This window comes from Micromonospora sp. CNZ286 (assembly GCF_014207755.1).
This window is the reverse complement of record NZ_JACHIZ010000001.1, coordinates 4,556,465-4,574,460: the sequence shown is the minus strand read 5'-3', so window position 1 is coordinate 4,574,460 and position 17,996 is coordinate 4,556,465. Positions and strand designations below refer to the sequence as shown.

Genomic DNA, 17,996 nt, shown 5'->3' with positions numbered 1-17,996 from the left:
GCGCCGACCCGCACCACCGAAAGGAACCTGATGCGTCGTCTCGCCGTCGCACTCACCGCCGCCCTCGCACTCGGCGTCGGCCTCACCGCCTGCGGGGAGAGCGACCCCGTCGCCGGCACCGGCACCGGGGAGACCCGGGAGATCACCCACTCCATGGGCACCACGAAGGTGCCCGCCGAGCCGAAGCGCGTGGTCGTGCTCGACACCGACAAGATCGACACCGCGCTGTCGCTGGGCGTCACCCCGGTCGGCGCGGCGACCGCCGGTGAGGCGAAGAGCTGGCCCACCTACTTCGGCGCGGACAAGCTCGCCGGGATCACCGAGGTCGGCGTGCTCACCGAGCCGGACCTGGAGGCGATCAACGCGCTCAACCCGGACCTGATCCTGGGCAGCAAGTTCCGCCAGGAGAAGTTCTACGACGAGCTGTCCAAGATCGCCCCGACCGTGTTCACCGAGAAGGTGGGTGTCACCTGGAAGGAGAACTTCCTCCTCGACGGCGCGGCGCTGGGCAAGGAGCAGCAGGCCAAGGACCTGCTGGCCGAGTACGAGAAGCGGGCGAAGGACTTCGGCGCGAAGCTCGGCGACGCCTCGTCCCGCAAGGTCTCCATCGTGCGCTTCATGCCGACCGAGATCCGCCTGTACGGGCCGGACTCGTTCTCCGGCATCGTCGTCGGCGACACCGGCCTGGGCCGCCCCGAGCGGCAGATGCTCGCCGGCAAGGAGGACAAGCGGATGGACCGGGTCAGCCCGGAGCGCATCGCCGAGGCCGACGGCGACGTGGTGTTCGTGACCGCGTACGGCGAGAAGGCCGCCGCCGAGCAGGCCAAGGTCACCGGCGGCACGCTGTGGAAGGGCCTGTCCGCGGTCAAGGCCGGCAAGGCGCACGTGGTCTCCGACGAGATCTGGATGACCGGCATCGGCGTGGGCGCCGCCAACAAGATCCTGGACGACCTGGAGAAGTACCTGGCCGCCTGAGCCCCGAATCACCCGCGCCCGTCCAGCCCCACCGGGCCGGACGGGCGCGGGTGTGTTCAGGCCGCCAGTTGCCAGAGCAGGAACGCGTTGAGCGCCACCACGAACGCCGTGATCGCGACCGCGGCGGCGGTGGTGGCCCGGCGATTGACCAGGCTGCCCATCAGGTCCCGGCGGCGCGTGAACATCACCACCGGGATCAGCGCGAACGGGATGCCGAAGCTCAGCACCACCTGGGACAGCACCAGCGCGCGGGTCGGGTCGACGCCGATCGCGAGCACCGCGAGCGCGGGCAGCAGGGTGATCATCCGGCGTACCAGCAGCGGGATCCGGCGGCGCAGGAAGCCCTGCATGATGATCTCGCCGGCGTACGTGCCGACGCTCGTGGAGGCGAGGCCGGACAGGAGCAGGGCGACCGCGAAGCCGACCGCCGCCGCCGTGCCGAGCGTGGTGGCGAGCCCGGCGTGCACGCCTTCGAGGGTGTCGGTGCCGGGGATCGACGTGCCGTGGAAGCTGCTAGCGGCGACCAGCAGCATGGCCAGGTTGACCGCGCCGGCGATGCCCAGCGCGATCAGCACGTCGACCCGCAGGCCCTTGGCGACGACGCGCCGCTGCGTCTCGCCCTCCGCCGGCAGCCGGTTCGGGGTCAGCGCCGAGTGCACGTAGATGACGTGCGGCATCACCGTCGCGCCCAGGATGCCGGCGGCGAGCAGCATGCTGTCGGTGCCCTGCATCCGGGGCAGCAGCCCGGCCGCAGCGTCGGACACGTCCGGTTGCGCGCTGACCAGGTTGACAGCGAACGCCAGCACGATCACGCCGAGCAGCACCGCGATGGCGATCTCGAACGTCCGGAAACCCCTGGCGCGCAGCGCCAGGATGGCGAACGAGGCGGCGCCGATGATCAGGCCGCCGGGCAGCAGCGGGACGCCGAACAGCAGGTACAGCGCGACCGCCCCGCCGATCACCTCGGCCAGGTCGGTGGCCATGGCGACCAGTTCGGCCTGCGCCCACATGACCCGGTTGAGCGGCCGGGGCAGATGTTCCCGGCACAGTTCCGGCAGGCTGCGCCCGGTGGCCAGGCCGAGCTTGGCGGTGAGCGTCTGCACCAGCATGGCGGCCAGGTTCGCCGCCACGACCACCCAGACCAGCAGGTAGCCGTACCGGGCACCGGCGGTGGAGTTGGTGGCGAAGTTGCCGGGGTCGACGTAGGCGACCGCTGCCACGAACGCGGGCCCGAGCAGGATGAGCCGGCCACGTACCGGGCGTGGGGCGCGGGCGGTCCGTAGCGGGGGTACGACGGACGAGTCGTTTGTTACCACTGTTGCTCCTCGACGACGGCGAACGACGGACGACTGATGGCGAACGGCGAACGGCGGGGGGTGTCAGGGAGGGCGGCCACGCGGGGGTGTTCCCGACGGATGCCCATATATGCCACCAACCTGAGCCCGGAGGAGGAAAGCAGACACGGGACGATGCCGTCCGCTGTACGACCACCGGCTGGGCGCCGTGCGGCGCACCGCCCGGGACGACGAACGGCCGCCCCGGGTGGCGGGGCGGCCGTTCGGTAGGTGGGCGGCGCGGCGGTCGCCGCCGGGTACGCGGTCCGGCGGCGTGGTCGCGGTGCGCCGGATGGCGTGCCGCGGCGGTCGGTCAGGCGGCGGTGGACCAGATGGCCCGGAACGCGGCCGCCTCACCGGCCAGCCACTGCTCGATCTGCTCGGGCTTGACGTCGGCGGGCATCCGGTGCGCCTCGCCGCGCCGCACGTCGACCAGGACCGGCTCGGCGTGCGGCAGCACCGCGTCCATGTGCCGGGCCATCAGGTGCAGTGTGGCCAGCGTCGTCTCCTCGCTCGGCGGCGCCTCGTCGAAGTGCAGCCGGATCGCCTCGGCCCGGCCGTCGGCGTACCGGACGCCGAACTGCGGGTTGATCTTCACGGGCAGGTCGCCCAGCATGGCCAGCGCGTCGCGCGTCTGGGCCAGGTCGACGCCGGCCGGCTCGCCGAGCGAGTGCAGCCAGCGGGTCGCGCCCGGCACGAGCGCCTCGTAGAGCGGTCGCCAGCGCGGCTTGACCAGGTCGGCGACCTGCGCGAGGTGCGTACCGCCGGTGTGGAACGCGACGTCGGCCTTGAGCGCCTTGACGAACTGGCCGTGCGGGTTGAAGCCGTGCCGGCTGGCCCGCTGCCGGCGCAGCCCGCCGACGAAGGTGGCCTTGGTGGGGCCGGTGCGGTCGACGTACCGGGTGAATCCGAGGAGGGTGGCGTAGGGGGTGACAGGGGTCGCGGAGGTGGGCGCAGTCACGAGCATCCTCCCAGGTCAGCAGCTCGATTAGTACATACATTCTAATCGACGGGTCTGACATCGCCCAGGGTGCGAAAGGGGCATTGTCGATCCGTTCGCCGACGGCCCGCCGATCCGGACGGGACACCGCGCGATCGATCCGTCCCCTAGAGTGCGGTTCTTCCACACCTCTCTCCCGGAGTACCCATGCGATCCCTCACGGCCCGATGGCCCCGCCTCGCCGCCGCCGCGGCGCTGCTGGCCACGACCGCGCTCTTCGCCCCGTCGACCCCGGCGCACGCCGCCGACGAACTGCCCGACCTGTTCGTGTCCTTCAGCAGCGACCCCGTCGCGGAGATCGACAACAGTGGCACCACGGTCGGGATGTACGTCTACAACTACGGCCAGGCCGACGCGACGGCGGTGACCGTCACGCTCGACCTGGGCAAGCTGTCGTCCGACGTGGTCGCCTCGGTGCCGGACTGGAACGACTCCTGCAAGCTCGCGGCGGGGAAGGTCACCTGCACCGTCGGTGGCCTGGTGGCCGGCCAGACCGATCTCATCTATCCGCTCTCGCTGGCCAGCCGCACCGGTGCGACCCCCGGTGACGCCGGTTCGGTCGGCGTGACCATCGCCGGCGCACAGGACGACGCCAACCCCGGCGACAACACGATCAGCTTCCCGGTCACGATCCGCGCCTCGGGCCCCGATCTGGTCGCCGCCGCCGACGACCTGAACGACAGGTCCAAGCCGGTCGGTGAGGGCGACCGGGTCCCGCTCTACAGCGGTGTGCTCAACGAGGGCGACAGCCCGGCGACCGACTTCACCGTCCGGGTCGACCTGCCCACCGGCGCCACCTTCGTCGAGCGGTACAGCGACTGCACCTACGTCGGCTACTACCCGAAGGCCAGCGGTCCGCCGTACGTCTACGGGCCGAGCCAGGTCACCTGCACGGTGCCGCTGACGCTCAAGCCCGGCGAGGGGCTGCTGCTGTTCGACGACGAGACGGGCGAGTCGCTGTTCAACATCACGTTCGGCCGCAACCTGCCGGGCCCGGACGAGAACTACGCCCTGTTCAGCACCGCGCTGGCCGGTGAGGCGGAGACGGCGAAGAAGGCCGCGGCGACCAAGGGCAACGGCCCGTCGTTCGCCACCGCCGCCGAGAAGCTGCACGCCAAGGCGGTCAAGGCGGGTCAGGCCCGCAAGGCCGTCGTGGAGCGCGAGCTCGACGAGTCGGACAACTACGCCGACTTCCGGTTCTGGAGCAAGAAGAACAGCCTCGACGTCGCCGTCACCGCCGCGCCGGTGAAGGGGGCGGTCGGCCAGACCGTCGACCTCACCTACGAGGTCGTCAACCACGGCCCGTCCGACGGCGGCGGCCCCGGTGTCCTCATCACCGCACCGAGCGGCACCGTCCTGCTGCCCAGCGAGTGGTGCTACACCGACGGCCAGCCGGGCACGACGTTGCCCGAGTCGGCGAAGCTGCGGTGCAACTTCGAGAGCGAGTTCCCGAGCATGGCCTCCGGCTACGGCCGGATCAAGCCCACCGTGCAGCTGAAGATCAAGTCGACGCCGGGTACCGACGGCACGATCGTGGTCGACGGCGCCACGTCCTCGACCGAGTCGAAGCCGGCGAACAACACCGCTCGCATCGTCGTCGCCGTCGGCAACGGCGGCCCGGGCACCGGTGGCTCCGGAGACGGCAACGGTGGCACCGGCGGCGGCCTGCCGATCACCGGTGCGCCGGCGGCCACGCTCGCCGGTGTCGGCGCCGCCGTGCTCGCGGCCGGCGCGGTGCTGTTCGTCGTGTTCCGTCGTCGTCGCGTGGCGTTCCAGGCCCCGCGCGACTGATCGGACACGATCGCGGGGGCGGAACCGGACCGGTTCCGCCCCCGCGGCGTACGTCAGCCGACGCCGCTACAACTGGCCGACGTCGGTGACGCGGACCACCGCCGCGCCTGTCTCGTCCGAGGCGGCCAGGTCGATCTCGGCGCTGATGCCCCAGTCGTGGTCGCCGTCCGGGTCGTCCAGGATCTGCCGGACGGTCCACCGCTCGCGGCCCTGCTCGATCATCAGCAGCGCCGGCCCGCGCGCGTCCGGCCCCACACCGATCGAGTCGTACGCCTCGAAGTACGGCTCCAGCGCGTCGGCCCAGGCGTCGGCGTTCCAGCCGTCGCCCGCGTCCAGCTCGCCGAGCAGGTCCCAGCGGCGCAGCGCGGCCAGCTCGACGCGACGGAACATCGCGTTGCGCACCAGCACCCGGAACGCCCGCGCGTTGCGGGTCACCGCCGGCGGCCGGTCGTCCAGCGAGGCGGCCACCTCGGCCACGTCCGACGGGTTGCGCAGCCGCTCCCACTCGTCGATCAGGCTGGAGTCGACCTGGCGGACCAGCTCGCCCAGCCACTCGATGAGGTCGACCAGCTCCTCGGTCTTCGCGTCCTCGGGGACGGTCTGCCGCAGCGTCTTGTACGCGTCGGCGAGGTACCGCAGCACCAGCCCCTCGGAGCGGGACAGCCCGTAGAACTGGACGTACTCGGGGAACGTCATGGCCCGCTCGTACATGTCCCGGACCACGGACTTGGGGGAGAGCTGGTGGTCGGCCACCCAGGGGTGGCCCTGCCGGTACATCTCGTACGCGGAGTCCAGCAGCTCCGCCAGCGGCTTGGGCCAGGTCACCTCGTCGAGCAGTTCCAGGCGTGCCTCGTACTCGATGCCTTCGGCCTTCATCGCGGCGACCGCCTCGCCGCGGGCCTTGAACTGCTGCGCGGACAGCACCTGGCGGGGGTCGTCCAGGATCGACTCGATCACGCTGAGCACGTCGAGCGCGTACGACGGCGACTCCCGGTCGAGCAGCTCGACCGTGGCCAGCGCCAGCGGTGACAGCGGCTGGTTCAGCGCGAAGTCGAGCTGGAGGTCGACGGTGAGGCGTACCCGGCGGCCGGTCTCGTCCGGCTCGGGCAGCTCCTCGACCACGCCGCCCGCGCGCAGCGCCCGGTAGATGGCGATGGCCCGGCGGATGTGCCGGCGCTGCGCGGCCGGGTCCTCGTGGTTGTCGGTGAGCAGGTGCCGCATCGAGGCGAACGCGTCGCCGGGGCGGCCGATCACGTTGAGCAGCATCGAGTGGCTGACCTGGAAGCTGGAGGTGAGCGGTTCCGGCTCGGCCTCGACCAGCCGCTGGAACGTCGGCTCGCCCCAGCCGATCGAGCCCTCCGGCGGCTTCTTCTTCACCACCTTGCGGCGCTTCTTCGGGTCGTCACCGGCCTTCGCGAGTGCCTTCTCGTTCTCGATCACGTGCTCGGGGGCCTGCACCACGACCCGGCCCAGCGTGTCGAACCCGGCCCGCCCGGCCCGGCCGGCGATCTGGTGGAACTCGCGGGCCTTGAGCAGCCGGGTGCGGGTGCCGTCGTACTTGCTCAGGCCGGTGAACAGCACGGTACGGATCGGCACGTTGATGCCGACGCCGAGCGTGTCCGTACCGCAGATGACCTTGAGCAGGCCGGCCTGGGCGAGCGTCTCGACCAGGCGGCGGTACTTCGGGAGCATGCCGGCGTGGTGCACGCCGATGCCGTGGCGGACCAGCCGGGACAGCGTCTTGCCGAAGCCGGAGGTGAACCGGAAGTTGCCGATCGCGCTCGCGATCATGTCCTTCTCGGCGCGGGTGCAGACGTTCACGCTCATCAGCGCCTGGGCGCGTTCCAGCGCGGCGGCCTGGGTGAAGTGCACGACGTACACCGGGGCCTGCTTGGTCTCCAGCAGTTCCTCCAGCGTCTCGTGCAGCGGCGTGGTCGCGTACGAGAAGAGGAGCGGGACCGGCCGCTCGGCCGAGCGGACGACGGCGGTCGGCCGCCCGGTGCGCCGGGTCAGGTCGTCGACGAAGCGGGTGGTGTCGCCGAGCGTGGCCGACATCAGCACGAACTGGGCCTGCGGCAGCTCGATCAGCGGCACCTGCCAGGCCCAGCCGCGGTCCGGCTCGGCGTAGAAGTGGAACTCGTCCATGATCACCTGGCCGACGTCGGCGCGGCGGCCCTCGCGCAGCGCCAGGTTGGCCAGGATCTCCGCGGTGCAGCAGATGATCGGCGCGTCCGCGTTGACGCTGGCGTCGCCGGTGAGCATGCCGACGTTCTCCGCGCCGAAGACCTCGCAGAGCGCGAAGAACTTCTCCGAGACCAGCGCCTTGATCGGCGCGGTGTAGAAGGTCGTCCGGTCGTCGGCCAGCGCCGCGAAGTGCGCCGCGATCGCCACCAGGCTCTTACCCGAGCCGGTCGGCGTATTCATGATCACGTTCGCGCCGGAGACGATCTCGATGACCGCCTCCTCCTGATGGGGATAGAGGTCCAGGCCGCGCTCGGACGCCCAGGAGGCGAACGCGTCGTAGAGGGTGTCGGGATCGGCGGTCTTCGGCAGCGCGGCGGTGAGAGTCATGGCGGCTCCCATCGTGCCTGGATCACACCACGCCGCGCCAACCGGGTTCAGCGCACCGGGTTCAGCGCCGCCGGTGGATCAGGTCGAAGACCTCCCGGCCCGCGGTCAGCGCGCGCCGCTCGAACTTCGTCACCGGCCGGTGCGCCGGACGGGGCGCGTAACCGCCGTACACGTCGACCAGCTCCGGGTCGGCGGTGAGCGTCTCGCGCATCGACTCGGCGTACTCGGCCCAGTCGGTCGCGCAGTGCAGCGTGCCGCCCGGAGCCAGCCGGGACCGCAGCAGCGCCACGTGCGCCGGCGCGATGATCCGCCGCTTGTGGTGGCGCGTCTTCGGCCACGGGTCCGGGAAGAAGACGTGCACCGCGTCCAGGCAGCCCTCCGGCATGGCGCGGACCAGGTCCAGCGCGTCGCCCTCGGCCACCCGCACGTTGTCCAGACCGTGGCGTTCCACCAGGTCGAGCAGGTTGGCGATTCCCGGCGTATGGACCTCGACCGCCAGATAGTGTCGGTCCCGGTCGGCCGCCGCCATCGCGGCGGTGGCGTCGCCCATGCCGGAGCCGATCTCCAGCACCAGCGGCGCCCGTCGTCCGAACAGCGCCGTCGGATCGCACGGCCCGTCGAGGGCGGCGATCTCGAGGCCGTACGCGGGCCAGAGCCGGGTGAGCGCGTCGCGCTGCCGCTCGCTCATCCGTCCGCGACGCGGATGGAAGGTACGGATGCGGCCGGCGGCGATGTCGGGGAGGGTCACAGCGACCCGAGCCTACGCGACCCGGATCGGATGTGATGTGCGGCCGGGGGTGAGAGGATTCATCCCGTACGCCGGGAGGGGTCATGGGGTCGTTCAGGGTACGTGAGGCGCTGCTGGTCGCGGTCGCCGCGTGCGCCGCCCCGCTGGTCGGCGCGCTGCCCGCCCAGGCCGCGCCGCGCGCCGCCGAGCCGGTGCCGGAACAGCCCCCGGCCGACGTGATCTTCGTGGAGGTCACCCCGGGCACCGTCTCGCCCGGCTACCTCGTCGGCATCCGGGCCAGCTGCCGGAACAACACCGTGCCGGCGATCGTGACCTCGGACGCCTTCGGCAGGATCCAGGTGCAGCCGCAGCGCGGCCTGCTCACCGCCTCGCCGATGGTCCACGAGCGCACCCGGCCCGGCAACTACCGCGTGAAGCTGGAGTGCCCGGGTGGGGAGACCGCCTCCACCATGCTCCAGGTGGTCAAGCAGGGGCAGCCCACCCGGCAGCCGACCCACCCGCCCAGTCACCTGCCCAGCCGTGGCCCGGCGACCGGATTCGGCGGCACCGCCGGCCCCGGGCTCGGCGGCCTGCTGGTGCCCGTCGGGCTGGCGGTGACAGTGGTCGGCGCCGGGCTCGGCGTGGCCGCGTCCCGCCGGCACGCCCGCGGCGCCGCCGGACGCTGAGGCCGGTCATGGCCGAGCACTTCGTTCCGCCGCCCGCCGGAGCACGGCGCTCCGGCCGGCCGTTCCTGGCACTGCCCCCGCCCGCCGCACCACCGCCCGATGCCGCCCGCCCGTCCCGGGCCGGCCCGCCTGCCGAGGTCGCCCGGTTCTCCAGGGCTGACCCGGCCGCCGCGCCCCGGACCGGCCCGCGCTCGGGGGAGAGTCCGGCCGCCGGGACCGGGTCGTCGGCCGTGCCGGTCTCCGGGTCGCGGCCGTGGATGCCGCCGCCCGCCGCGTCGCGACCGTGGTACCCGCCGTCGGCCGATCCGCCGGCCCTGCGTCCCCGGCCCGCCGGGCCGCCGCCCGTCGAACCGCCACCGGCGTCGCCGGGCGGGCGGGACCGGGGCCGGGGCTCCTGGTCGAAGCCGCTGGCAGTGGTCCTGGTGCTGGTCGGCGTGTTCGCCACCGGGGCCGGGCTCGGGCGCACGGCCGGGCCGTTCGACTTCGCCGACGCGTCCACCGGGTCGAGCCGGTCGAACGGGTCGGGCGCGGTGGCCCCGGCGAGTGCCGCCGCCCCGGTCCGGAAGCCGGCGAGCCGGCCGGTACGCCTGGCCGTGCCGGCCATCAAGGTCAACGCGCCGGTCACCCCGGTCGGGCAGGCGAAGGACGGCTCGGTGGACGTGCCGCCGCTGACCGAGCACGACCAGACCGGCTGGTACGACAGGGGAGCGGTGCCCGGCGACCCGGGCCGGGCGATCATCGTGGGTCACGTCGACACCAAGAGCGGCCCGGCCGTCTTCTACCGGCTGCGCTCGCTCAAGCCCGGCGCCCGGATCCAGGTGACCCGCGCCGACCGCAGCGTGGTGACCTTCAAGGTGGACAGCGTCGAGTACTTCGACAAGGCGAACCTGCCCGCCGCCCGGGTCTACGGCGACTCGGGTCCGGCCGAGCTGCGCCTGATCACCTGCGGCGGCGAGTGGGTCGGCGGCCGTACCGGCTACCAGGACAACGTGATCGTCTTCGCGTCCCTGGCGAGCTGACCGCTACCCGACGCTCTCGCTCCCGCCCTCACTCCGACGATCATGAGGTTGGCGGCGACAATTCGGACCGCGAACGCCGTCAACTTCATGATCGACGGGGAAGGCCGGGGGCCGGGAGGGCCCGAGGGCCGGGACGGGGGAGGGCGGGTCAGGGTTTGGCGGGGACCTGCTGGACGACCTCGAACTCCAGCAGGGTGGCGCCGGTGGCGACGGGCTTGCGGGGTTCGCCGCCCTCGGCGTGCGCGGCCCGGGACGGGCCCTGCGCCCACGCCTGGTACGCCTCCTCGGTCTCCCAGCGCGTGTACACGAAGTAGCGGGTGTCCCCGGCGACCGGGCGCAGCAGCTCGAAGCCGAGGAAACCGGGGGAGTTCTCCACCGCGCCGGCCCGGGCCGCGAACCGCTTCTCCAGCTCCTCGCCGGCGCCGGACGGGACGTCGATCGCGTTGATCTTCACGACAGCCATGTGTCCACCCTAACGAGCGCTGCCCTCAGAACGTCTCGACGGCCGGTGTCAGGTCCGCGTCGACCACGATCGGGGCGTGGTCGGAGGGGCCCTTGCCCTTGCGGGCCTCCCGGTCCACGTACGCGGAGCGGACCGCGCGGGCGAACGACGCGCTCGCGTACACCAGGTCGATCCGCATGCCCTTGTTCTGGTGGAACATCCCGGCCCGGTAGTCCCAGTACGTGAACGGGTGCGGCCCCTTCATCGGCGTCGGCACCACGTCCTCCAGTCCCAGGTCACGCAACGCGGCCAGCGCGGCCCGCTCGGCCGGGGTGACGTGGGTGGAGGTGACGAACAGCGCGGGATCCCAGACGTCGGCGTCGGTGGGCGCCACGTTGAAGTCACCGCAGACGGCCACCGGCAGCGCGCCGGCCACCTCCGATTCGAGGGCGTCGCGCAGCCCCGCGAACCAGGCCAGCTTGTACGCGTAGTGCGGGTCGTCCGGCGCGCGGCCGTTCGGCACGTACACCGACCAGACCCGCAGCTCGTCGCAGGTGGCCGAGATGGCGCGGGCCTCGGGCTCGGGGAACCCGGGCTCGCCCGGGAAGCCGACAGTCACGTCGGCCAGCCCGACCCGGGACAGCACGGCGACGCCGTTCCACCGCCCGTCGCTGTGGCTGGCCACCTCGTAGCCCAGCTCGCCCACCTCGGCGACCGGGAACGCCCCGTCGGGGCACTTGGTCTCCTGCAGGCACACGACGTCGGGCTTCGTGGTGGCCAGCCAGTCGAGCAGCCGGGGCAGGCGGGCCTTCACCGAGTTGACGTTCCAGGTCGCCAGGCGCATGCCCCCAGCCTGCCGCATCCCCGCCCGCCCCGCCCGGTCAGCGCTCCGGGGTGTCGCCGGGTCGGGTCTGCTCGGCGAGGAAGCGTTCCAGCTCGGCGCCGAGTTCGTCGGCGGTGGGCAGCGGCCCGGTCTCGCCGGCGAGCAGGCTCTTCTCGCCCCGGCCGCGGGCGAACGTGTCGTACTGCTCCTCCAGCGCCTGGACCAGCGTCGCCGCCTCCTCGGTCTGGGTGACCTGGCGGTCGATCTCCACCCGGACCGCCTCGGCGGCGGTCCGCAGCGCCTCGACGGGCAGCAGCAGGCCGGTGCTGCGGGACACGGCGGACAGCAGTGCCTCGGCGGCGGCCGGGTACTCGGCCTGGGCCACGTAGTGCGGCACGTGCGCGGCGAAGCCGAGGGCGTCGCGCCCCTGCTCGCCGAGGCGGTACTCCAGCAGGTGACCGACGCCGGCCGGCACCTGCACCTTCTGCAGCCACGGCTCGTGCCCGGCGATCAGTTCCTTGCGGGTGGCGTGCGCGGTGACGCCGCTGGGCCGGGTGTGCGGCACCGCCATCGGGATCGAGTTGAGCCCGACTGTGAGCCGGACGTCGAGGCGGGCGCTGAGCCCGGCGACGGCGGCCACGAAACGCTCCCACTGAAGATCCGGCTCGGGGCCGGTGAGCAGCAGGAACGGGGTCTCGTCGTCGTCGTGCAGCAGGTGCAGCTCCAGCGCCGGGGCGTCGTAGGACTCCCAGTGGTCCTCGACGAAGGTCATCACCGGGCGGCGGGAGCGGTAGTCGAAGATCTGGTCCACGTCGAAGCGGGCGATGACCCGGGCGTCGAGCGAGGTGAGCAGCTGTTCCCGGGCCAGCCGGGTGGCGTTGCCGGCGTCGACGAAGCCGGTGAGCGCCTGGATCAGCACCGGCTGGCCGAGCTCGGGCAGCTCGTCGGTGAGTTCGTAGAGCTCGTGTGGATCGAGCACCGGTGGGGTCCTCCCTGTCGACGCGTACGGGGGAGCGCCGAGCGTGCGGCGTCCCCGGTTCGGCCAACGTACCGGGGCGGGTGGTCCATTCCGTTACGGCCACGTCCGATGCCCGGATGATGATCACGATTCGGCTACGCCCCGGTCCGGCGACCCATATCCGGATCGTCCGAACGGACGAGTTAGTCGATCATCGGGCGGGACCGGGAGGTCTGCGGCGTTCCTGCCCGGGCCGCTGCGCGGGTTGCAGGCCGGGTGATTGGTCCGGTTCCCGAGGTCCGTGGTCCGCCGGGTCGCACTGGGATGGGCCGTCCGCTTCGGAACGGCCAAAGTGTGGCGAGGGCCACCCTTTGGGCCTGGGTGATCCCGGTTTGCCCTGCCTAGCCTCGTCGGATGCGTAACGACGGCAACCTCGACGACCCGTTCGGCTCCGGCCGCCCGGCTGACCGTTCGGACGATACCCCCTCCACCAATCGGTTGGCCACACTCCGGGGACTGGTCCGGCGTACCCGCTTCTGGGCACCCACGAACCCCCGGCCCGGCCGGACGAAGCTGGCGGTCGCCACCGGCGCGGCCTGCTGCCTGGGCCTGGTCGGCGTCAGCCAGGCCGGCTTCGGTGCCCCGGACCGCGCCGCCGACCCGGCGCCCTCGGCGGAGGTCGCCGAGCGTGCCGCGGTCGACCCGGCGTCCCGGGCCATGGCCCGGCCGAGCACCGCCCCCGCCGCCCCCAGCGCCAGCGCCAGCCCGTCCGCGACGGCGAGCCCGAAGGCGACCGCCAAGCCCAAGCCGAAGAAGACCGTCCGGCAGATCGTCCCGGTCGCCGGCCTGGACCGCACCCAGATGAACAACGCGAAGAAGATCGTGCAGGCCGGCAAGGAGATGGGCATGCCGCGCCGCGCCCTCGTCATCGCGGTGGCGACCGCCATGCAGGAGAGCACCCTGCTCAACTACGCCAGCGGCGTGCTGCCCGAGTCGCAGAACTACCCGCACCAGGCGATCGGCTGGGACCACGACTCGGTCGGGCTGTTCCAGCAGCGCCCGAGCAGCGGCTGGGGCACCGTCGAGCAGCTGATGGACCCGGAGTACGCCACGAAGGCGTTCCTGTCCGCGCTGGCGGAGATCCCCGGCTGGCAGAGCCTGCCGCTCTCCGTGGCCGCCCAGGCCGTGCAGATCTCGGCGTTCCCGGACGCGTACGCCCAGCACGAGTGGCGGGCCGGCGAAGTGGTGGCCGAGATCCTGGGCTGACCCGGACGGGTGGTTGCCGAAGGGCCGATTCGGGTATCAAGGGCTTGCCGGTCCCAGGTACACATGAAGGGGACCGCAGGACGGGAGGACCCTCATGTCGCTGATGCAACGGATCACCGCCTTCCTGCGGTCGCCGCGGGGCCAGCAGCTGGTCGACCGCGGCCGGCGTGAGATGTCGAAGCCGGAGAACCAGGCCCGGCTGCGGCAGATCGCGAACCGGCTGCAGTCGCGCCGGCGCTGACCCGCGTCACCCCCGCCGCACGAGCCTCCGGAGCCCTTCGTGACCGACCCCGCCCCCGTCGACGGGGAGCCCAACGCCGTCCCCGCCGCCCCCGTCCCGCCGGTGGGGGCGCCCGAGGCACCACCGGCCAAGCTGTGGGACCGGATGCGGGACGACCCGCAGTACGCGCCGGAGCACCTGGCCCTGGAGGCGGTACGCCGGCTCGGCCCGGAGGCCGCCCAGTGGGCCGCCCGGGAGCGGGCGCTGCGACCGGCCGCCCCGCCGGAGCACTTGGCCGACCAGGCGGTACGCAAGTTCGTCAACCACGCCCGGCTCTCCGGTGCGGTGTCCGGCGCGGCCGGGCTGCCCGGCGCGGTGATCGACGTGGGCGTGCTGGCCTGGACCCAGGCCCGGCTGGTGCTGCACGTCGCGGCCGCCTACGGCGTCGACCCGGCGCACCCGGACCGGGCCACCGACCTGCTGGTGCTCCAGCGGGTGCACAAGGTCGCCGAGACGGCCCGTCTCGCGCTGGGCGTGGCCGCCGGCCGGGAGCGGGCCGGTGCGCTGTTCGGCTCCGCCGGTGACCGGGCGCTGGGCCGGGTGATGCTCCAGCTCGGGGTCCGGCTGGCCCGGATGGCCGGGGTGCGTGCCGCCAAGCGGATGTTCGCCAAGGTCGTGCCGGGCGCGGCGATCGTGCTCGGCACCTGGGCCAACTCGTCGGCCACCAAGGAACTGGCCGACCGCACGCGCGCCCTCTACCGCGCCGCCGGCCCCCGGCAGCTACCGGGCCCGCGTCAGCCCTGACCAGCCGGAGGCGTTCCAGGCCACCTCGGCCAGCCGGCCCTGCCCGGTCGCGTTCGGGTGGAACCAGTCGAGCGCGTTGACCTGGTCCAGGTCGAAGCGATGGCGGTGCACCGCGCCGCCGTCCCACCGGCAGCGTGACCCGTACGCCCGGCAGGCGGCGCGCAGTTGCCCGTCGTACGCCTCGATCCGGTCCCTGACGCGGGCCCGGCGGGCGGCAGCGGCGGGCGCTGTCGACGTGGCGTCGGCCAGCAGCGACGGGCATACGCCCCGCGACCAGGCCCGCACGGCGCGGGGCTCGGTGTGCCCGATCTGCCAGAGCCGGTACAGGTCCGGGATGCTGACCACCAGCACCCGGGCCTTCGGCCGGCCCTCGCGCAGCACGCCCAGCGCCGCGTCGACCTGGTCGCGGAAGGTGGCGACCGGCGTCATGTCGTCGACGTCGCCCCGGCAGGCGTCGTTCGCGCCGATCAGCACGGTGACCAGGTCGGCCCTGTCGCGTACCGCCGACCGGGCCTGGCCGGTCAGCGCGGCCGCGCGGGCCCCGGGCACGGCCCGGTTGTACGCCCGCAGCCCCGGCGCGTCGGCGCGCAGCCGCCGGTAGAGGCTCTCCACCCGCAGGCCGTCCCCGGTCGACCAGGAGTTGCGTTCGCAGCTCACCAGCACCAGGCAGGAGCCGTAGCCGGTGCTGACCGAGTCGCCGAGCGCGACCAGCACCCGGGGCTCGCCGGGGGCGGGTGTGCCGGAAGGCCGGGGTGACGCCTCGCCGGAGCCGTCACAGGCGAGCGCGACGAGCGCCGCCAGGCAGGCCAGCGCGGCGATCCAGCGTCTCATCGGTCCCCCGTCCGGCGGCGGCAACGGGCGCGTCGACCCTATGCCCCGGCGGAGAGCCGGTGGCGGTTCTGTCGGCTATCAGGCATCGACCACTGTCGTTCACATCTGTCGTGTCGGCGCAGGCCGGCCGTGCAGCCACCGGTGCAGCGCCCGGGTGATCCGGGGCAGCACCAGGTAGGTCATCAGCGGGGTGAGCACGAGCGTCATCAGCAGCGTCCGCCCGGCCAGTGGCACGCCGGCGAGGAACCGGGTGGTCAGCAGCGTGGCGGCCAGGCTGAGCGGGAAGAACGCCAGCCAGATCGTGACCGCCTGCTTCCAGCGCGGCGGCGCGGCCGGTTCCGGCTCGCCGAACGTCTCGACCACGTGGTCCACCGGCGGGGCGAACCAGCCCTCGATGCCGGTGCGCCGCTCCACCCGGGTGTGCTCGACGATGCCCTGCGCCGAGCTGAGCCACCAGCGCCGCTGCGGCGAGTCCTCCCAGTCGCGCAGGGTGTCCGCGTCGGCGAAGCGGTACATCACGTGCCACTCGCCGGACCCGGGGGCGCTGCGGACGAAACCGGCGCCGAGGAAGCCCGGGAAGCTCTCCGCCAGCGCCGTCCCGGCCCGCATCCACGCCACCACCTCGTCGGTACGCGCCGGGTCGGCGCGCCGGGACACGGCGACGGTCACGGGTACGGCCTGAGTCGTGGTCATGCCATCCTCTCCACCGTTCCGCGGGATCTCCGCCGGAAACCGGCACCCCGAAGTAACGCACCCGCCCGCCGGGCGCATCCGGCGACCGCCCGCCGGGTGTCCCGGATCACCGGCGTTCCCGCGCCGGCCGGTTATCCCCGCCCGTGCCGGGGTAGGCCCCAGGAATGACCCGATCACAGCCCCGCCGCGCCCGTGGCACGGTCGGCCACGCGAACAGCGCCCTGAACCTGCGGCTCGCGCTCGCCACGTTCGGTCTGGTCGTGATGACCGTCTTCGCGGTGCTCGCGTTCGCCGCGGACATCGCCTGGCTGGGTGTCGTCTGCGCGCTGCTCGCCGTGGTGGCGGTGGTCGACCTGGTCGTGATCCAGCGCCGCCGCGCCGCGCGCCGCCGGGAGGAGCCGGGCGTGCGGCACTCGCTGTTCGAGTGACAGGAGTACGACATGCCCATCGCCACCACCAATCCCGCCACCGGACAGGTGCTCAAGACGTACGAGGCGATGTCGGACGAGCAGATCGACGCCGCGATCGAGCGGGCCGACCTCGCCTTCCGGCAGTTGCGCGACACCACGATCGCGCAGCGGGCCCGGTGGCTCCTCGCCGCCGCCGACCTGCTCGACGCCGAGCGCGACGAGACGGCCCGGCTGATGACCACCGAGATGGGCAAGACGTACGCCGCCGCGAAGGCGGAGGTCACCAAGTGCGCCACCGCCTGCCGCTTCTACGCCGGGAACGCGCCCCGGATGCTCGCGGACGAGCCGGCCGACGCCGCCGCGGTCAAGGCGAAGCGGGCGTACGTGCGTTACCAGCCGATCGGTCCGGTGCTCGCGGTGATGCCGTGGAACTTCCCGCTGTGGCAGGTGATGCGGTTCGCCGCCCCGGCCCTGATGGCGGGCAACACCGGCCTGCTCAAGCACGCCTCGAACGTGCCGCAGACCGCGCTCTACCTGGAGGACCTGTTCCGCCGGGCCGGTTTCCCCGAGGGCGCGTTCACCACGCTGCTGGTCGGCTCCGACGCGGTCGACCGGATCCTCAGCGACCCCCGCGTGCGCGCTGCCACGCTCACCGGCAGCGAGCCGGCCGGGCGGTCCATCGCCCAGATCGCCGGCCGGGAGATCAAGAAGACGGTGCTGGAGCTGGGCGGCAGCGACCCGTTCGTGGTGATGCCCTCGGCCGACCTGGACACCGCAGCCGAGGTCGCCACCACCGCCCGCTGCCAGAACAACGGGCAGTCCTGCATCGCCGCGAAGCGGTTCATCGTGCACACCGACGTGTTCGACGCGTTCGCCGAGAAGTTCGCCGCCCGGATGGCGGCGCTGCGCGTCGGCGACCCGATGGACGACGGGACCGACGTCGGCCCGCTGGCCAGCGAGCGCGGTCGCGACGAGGTGCACGCGCAGGTCACCGACGCGGTGGACCAGGGCGCGACTGTGCTCTGCGGCGGCGAGAAGCCGGCCGGGGACGGCTGGTACTACCCGCCGACCGTGGTCACCGACCTGCGCCCGGAGATGCGCATGTGGTCCGAGGAGGTGTTCGGGCCGGTCGCCGGGCTCTACCGGGTCGGCTCGTACGACGAGGCGATCGAGGTCGCCAACGGCACCAGCTTCGGCCTCGGCTCCAACGCCTGGACGAACGACCCGGCCGAGCAGGAGCGCTTCGCCGTCGACCTGGACGCCGGCAACGTGTTCGTCAACGGCATGACCACGTCCTATCCGGAGCTGCCGTTCGGTGGTGTGAAGAACTCCGGGTACGGCCGCGAGCTGTCCGCCGCCGGCATGCGCGAGTTCTGCAACACCAAGACCGTGTGGATCGGCGAGGGCGAGGCCGGCGCGGGCGCCGGGGCGCACTCCGAGTAGACG

18 protein-coding genes are annotated in these 17,996 nt (G+C 73.0%); 9 read left to right on the top strand and 9 right to left on the bottom strand.

Annotation, left to right across the window (positions count from 1 at the left end):
• The first annotated feature begins 30 nt into the window (after positions 1–30).
• Positions 31–975 (top strand): ABC transporter substrate-binding protein, encoded by a 945-nt coding sequence (locus FHX31_RS19955; protein ID WP_013285340.1) that lies wholly within the window; start codon positions 31–33, stop codon positions 973–975.
• Between the two features lie 56 nt (positions 976–1,031).
• On the opposite strand, the gene FHX31_RS19950 is transcribed toward FHX31_RS19955, so the two are convergent.
• Both FHX31_RS19950 and FHX31_RS19945 read right to left on the bottom strand, forming a co-directional pair.
• Positions 1,032–2,291 carry an Nramp family divalent metal transporter gene (locus FHX31_RS19950; protein WP_013474789.1) on the bottom strand — a complete coding sequence of 420 codons (1,260 nt, stop codon included), beginning with the start codon at positions 2,289–2,291 and terminating at the stop codon, positions 1,032–1,034.
• A 331-nt stretch (positions 2,292–2,622) separates the two neighbouring features.
• Positions 2,623–3,270 carry a hypothetical protein gene (locus FHX31_RS19945; RefSeq protein ID WP_013285342.1) on the bottom strand — a complete coding sequence of 216 codons (648 nt, stop codon included), beginning with the start codon at positions 3,268–3,270 and terminating at the stop codon, positions 2,623–2,625.
• Positions 3,271–3,456: 186 nt separating this feature from the next.
• Here FHX31_RS19945 and FHX31_RS19940 point away from each other — a divergent pair, with 186 nt between their 5' ends.
• Positions 3,457–5,100, top strand: coding sequence for a peptidase (locus FHX31_RS19940; RefSeq protein ID WP_184976980.1), 1,644 nt, complete (start codon positions 3,457–3,459; stop codon positions 5,098–5,100).
• Positions 5,101–5,166: 66 nt separating this feature from the next.
• On the opposite strand, the gene FHX31_RS19935 is transcribed toward FHX31_RS19940, so the two are convergent.
• Complete coding sequence (locus FHX31_RS19935; RefSeq protein WP_114919955.1) at positions 5,167–7,671, bottom strand: DEAD/DEAH box helicase; 2,505 nt, start codon at positions 7,669–7,671, stop codon at positions 5,167–5,169.
• A gap of 61 nt (positions 7,672–7,732) precedes the next feature.
• The gene (trmB, locus tag FHX31_RS19930) at positions 7,733–8,359 is read right to left on the bottom strand and encodes a tRNA (guanosine(46)-N7)-methyltransferase TrmB (protein WP_221489093.1); all 627 of its coding nucleotides are present in this window, start codon (positions 8,357–8,359) and stop codon (positions 7,733–7,735) included.
• Positions 8,360–8,502: 143 nt separating this feature from the next.
• Here trmB and FHX31_RS19925 point away from each other — a divergent pair, with 143 nt between their 5' ends.
• A complete protein-coding gene (locus FHX31_RS19925) occupies positions 8,503–9,084 on the top strand; it encodes a hypothetical protein (RefSeq protein ID WP_013285346.1) in 582 nt (193 codons plus the stop codon).
• Positions 9,085–9,398: 314 nt separating this feature from the next.
• Positions 9,399–10,103, top strand: coding sequence for a class F sortase (locus tag FHX31_RS19920; protein WP_230651898.1), 705 nt, complete (start codon positions 9,399–9,401; stop codon positions 10,101–10,103).
• Positions 10,104–10,251: 148 nt separating this feature from the next.
• Here FHX31_RS19920 and FHX31_RS19915 read toward each other — a convergent pair whose 3' ends face one another.
• From FHX31_RS19915 to FHX31_RS19905, 3 genes are read right to left on the bottom strand one after another with little or no spacing between them, the layout of a single operon-like run.
• The gene (locus FHX31_RS19915; RefSeq protein ID WP_030270374.1) at positions 10,252–10,566 is read right to left on the bottom strand and encodes an antibiotic biosynthesis monooxygenase family protein; all 315 of its coding nucleotides are present in this window, start codon (positions 10,564–10,566) and stop codon (positions 10,252–10,254) included.
• Between the two features lie 25 nt (positions 10,567–10,591).
• Positions 10,592–11,389, bottom strand: coding sequence for an exodeoxyribonuclease III (locus tag FHX31_RS19910; protein WP_184976978.1), 798 nt, complete (start codon positions 11,387–11,389; stop codon positions 10,592–10,594).
• A 37-nt stretch (positions 11,390–11,426) separates the two neighbouring features.
• Positions 11,427–12,347 carry a proteasome assembly chaperone family protein gene (locus tag FHX31_RS19905; RefSeq protein ID WP_013285350.1) on the bottom strand — a complete coding sequence of 307 codons (921 nt, stop codon included), beginning with the start codon at positions 12,345–12,347 and terminating at the stop codon, positions 11,427–11,429.
• Positions 12,348–12,740: 393 nt separating this feature from the next.
• Between FHX31_RS19905 and FHX31_RS19900 the strand changes: the two genes are divergently transcribed.
• The 3 genes from FHX31_RS19900 (at position 12,741) to FHX31_RS19890 (ending at position 14,616) form a co-directional block, all read left to right on the top strand.
• On the top strand, positions 12,741–13,592 hold the full coding sequence (locus FHX31_RS19900; RefSeq protein WP_091329038.1) for a peptidase M23: 852 nt from the start codon (positions 12,741–12,743) through the stop codon (positions 13,590–13,592).
• 94 nt (positions 13,593–13,686) lie between these two features.
• On the top strand, positions 13,687–13,833 hold the full coding sequence (locus FHX31_RS19895) for a hypothetical protein (RefSeq protein WP_013285352.1): 147 nt from the start codon (positions 13,687–13,689) through the stop codon (positions 13,831–13,833).
• Between the two features lie 39 nt (positions 13,834–13,872).
• A complete protein-coding gene (locus tag FHX31_RS19890) occupies positions 13,873–14,616 on the top strand; it encodes an EcsC family protein (protein ID WP_184976977.1) in 744 nt (247 codons plus the stop codon).
• Here FHX31_RS19890 and FHX31_RS19885 read toward each other — a convergent pair.
• The gene (locus FHX31_RS19885; protein WP_030270362.1) at positions 14,593–15,447 is read right to left on the bottom strand and encodes a GDSL-type esterase/lipase family protein; all 855 of its coding nucleotides are present in this window, start codon (positions 15,445–15,447) and stop codon (positions 14,593–14,595) included. The genes FHX31_RS19890 and FHX31_RS19885 overlap by 24 nt on opposite strands.
• A 99-nt stretch (positions 15,448–15,546) precedes the next feature.
• Positions 15,547–16,140, bottom strand: coding sequence for an antibiotic biosynthesis monooxygenase (locus FHX31_RS19880; protein WP_013285355.1), 594 nt, complete (start codon positions 16,138–16,140; stop codon positions 15,547–15,549).
• Between the two features lie 164 nt (positions 16,141–16,304).
• On the opposite strand from FHX31_RS19880, the gene FHX31_RS19875 reads away from it, so the two are divergent.
• A complete protein-coding gene (locus FHX31_RS19875; protein ID WP_013285356.1) occupies positions 16,305–16,568 on the top strand; it encodes a DUF6343 family protein in 264 nt (87 codons plus the stop codon).
• A gap of 12 nt (positions 16,569–16,580) precedes the next feature.
• Positions 16,581–17,993: an NADP-dependent succinic semialdehyde dehydrogenase gene (locus tag FHX31_RS19870; protein WP_091329034.1), complete on the top strand. Its 1,413-nt coding sequence runs from the start codon at positions 16,581–16,583 to the stop codon at positions 17,991–17,993.
• Positions 17,994–17,996: the final 3 nt, after the last annotated feature.

Excerpts from the sequence above, each read along its gene's own strand:
- FHX31_RS19955 (WP_013285340.1), top strand. The coding sequence starts at position 31 with ATGCGTCGTCTCGCCGTCGCACTCACCGCCGCCCTCGCACTCGGCGTC.
- FHX31_RS19940 (WP_184976980.1), top strand. The coding sequence starts at position 3,457 with ATGCGATCCCTCACGGCCCGATGGCCCCGCCTCGCCGCCGCCGCGGCG.
- FHX31_RS19935 (WP_114919955.1), bottom strand. The coding sequence starts at position 7,671 with ATGACTCTCACCGCCGCGCTGCCGAAGACCGCCGATCCCGACACCCTC.
- trmB (WP_221489093.1), bottom strand. The coding sequence starts at position 8,359 with ATGAGCGAGCGGCAGCGCGACGCGCTCACCCGGCTCTGGCCCGCGTAC.
- FHX31_RS19925 (WP_013285346.1), top strand. The coding sequence starts at position 8,503 with ATGGGGTCGTTCAGGGTACGTGAGGCGCTGCTGGTCGCGGTCGCCGCG.
- FHX31_RS19915 (WP_030270374.1), bottom strand. The coding sequence starts at position 10,566 with ATGGCTGTCGTGAAGATCAACGCGATCGACGTCCCGTCCGGCGCCGGC.
- FHX31_RS19910 (WP_184976978.1), bottom strand. The coding sequence starts at position 11,389 with ATGCGCCTGGCGACCTGGAACGTCAACTCGGTGAAGGCCCGCCTGCCC.
- FHX31_RS19900 (WP_091329038.1), top strand. The coding sequence starts at position 12,741 with ATGCGTAACGACGGCAACCTCGACGACCCGTTCGGCTCCGGCCGCCCG.
- FHX31_RS19895 (WP_013285352.1), top strand. The coding sequence starts at position 13,687 with ATGTCGCTGATGCAACGGATCACCGCCTTCCTGCGGTCGCCGCGGGGC.
- FHX31_RS19885 (WP_030270362.1), bottom strand. The coding sequence starts at position 15,447 with ATGAGACGCTGGATCGCCGCGCTGGCCTGCCTGGCGGCGCTCGTCGCG.
- FHX31_RS19880 (WP_013285355.1), bottom strand. The coding sequence starts at position 16,140 with ATGACCACGACTCAGGCCGTACCCGTGACCGTCGCCGTGTCCCGGCGC.
- FHX31_RS19875 (WP_013285356.1), top strand. The coding sequence starts at position 16,305 with ATGACCCGATCACAGCCCCGCCGCGCCCGTGGCACGGTCGGCCACGCG.
- FHX31_RS19870 (WP_091329034.1), top strand. The coding sequence starts at position 16,581 with ATGCCCATCGCCACCACCAATCCCGCCACCGGACAGGTGCTCAAGACG.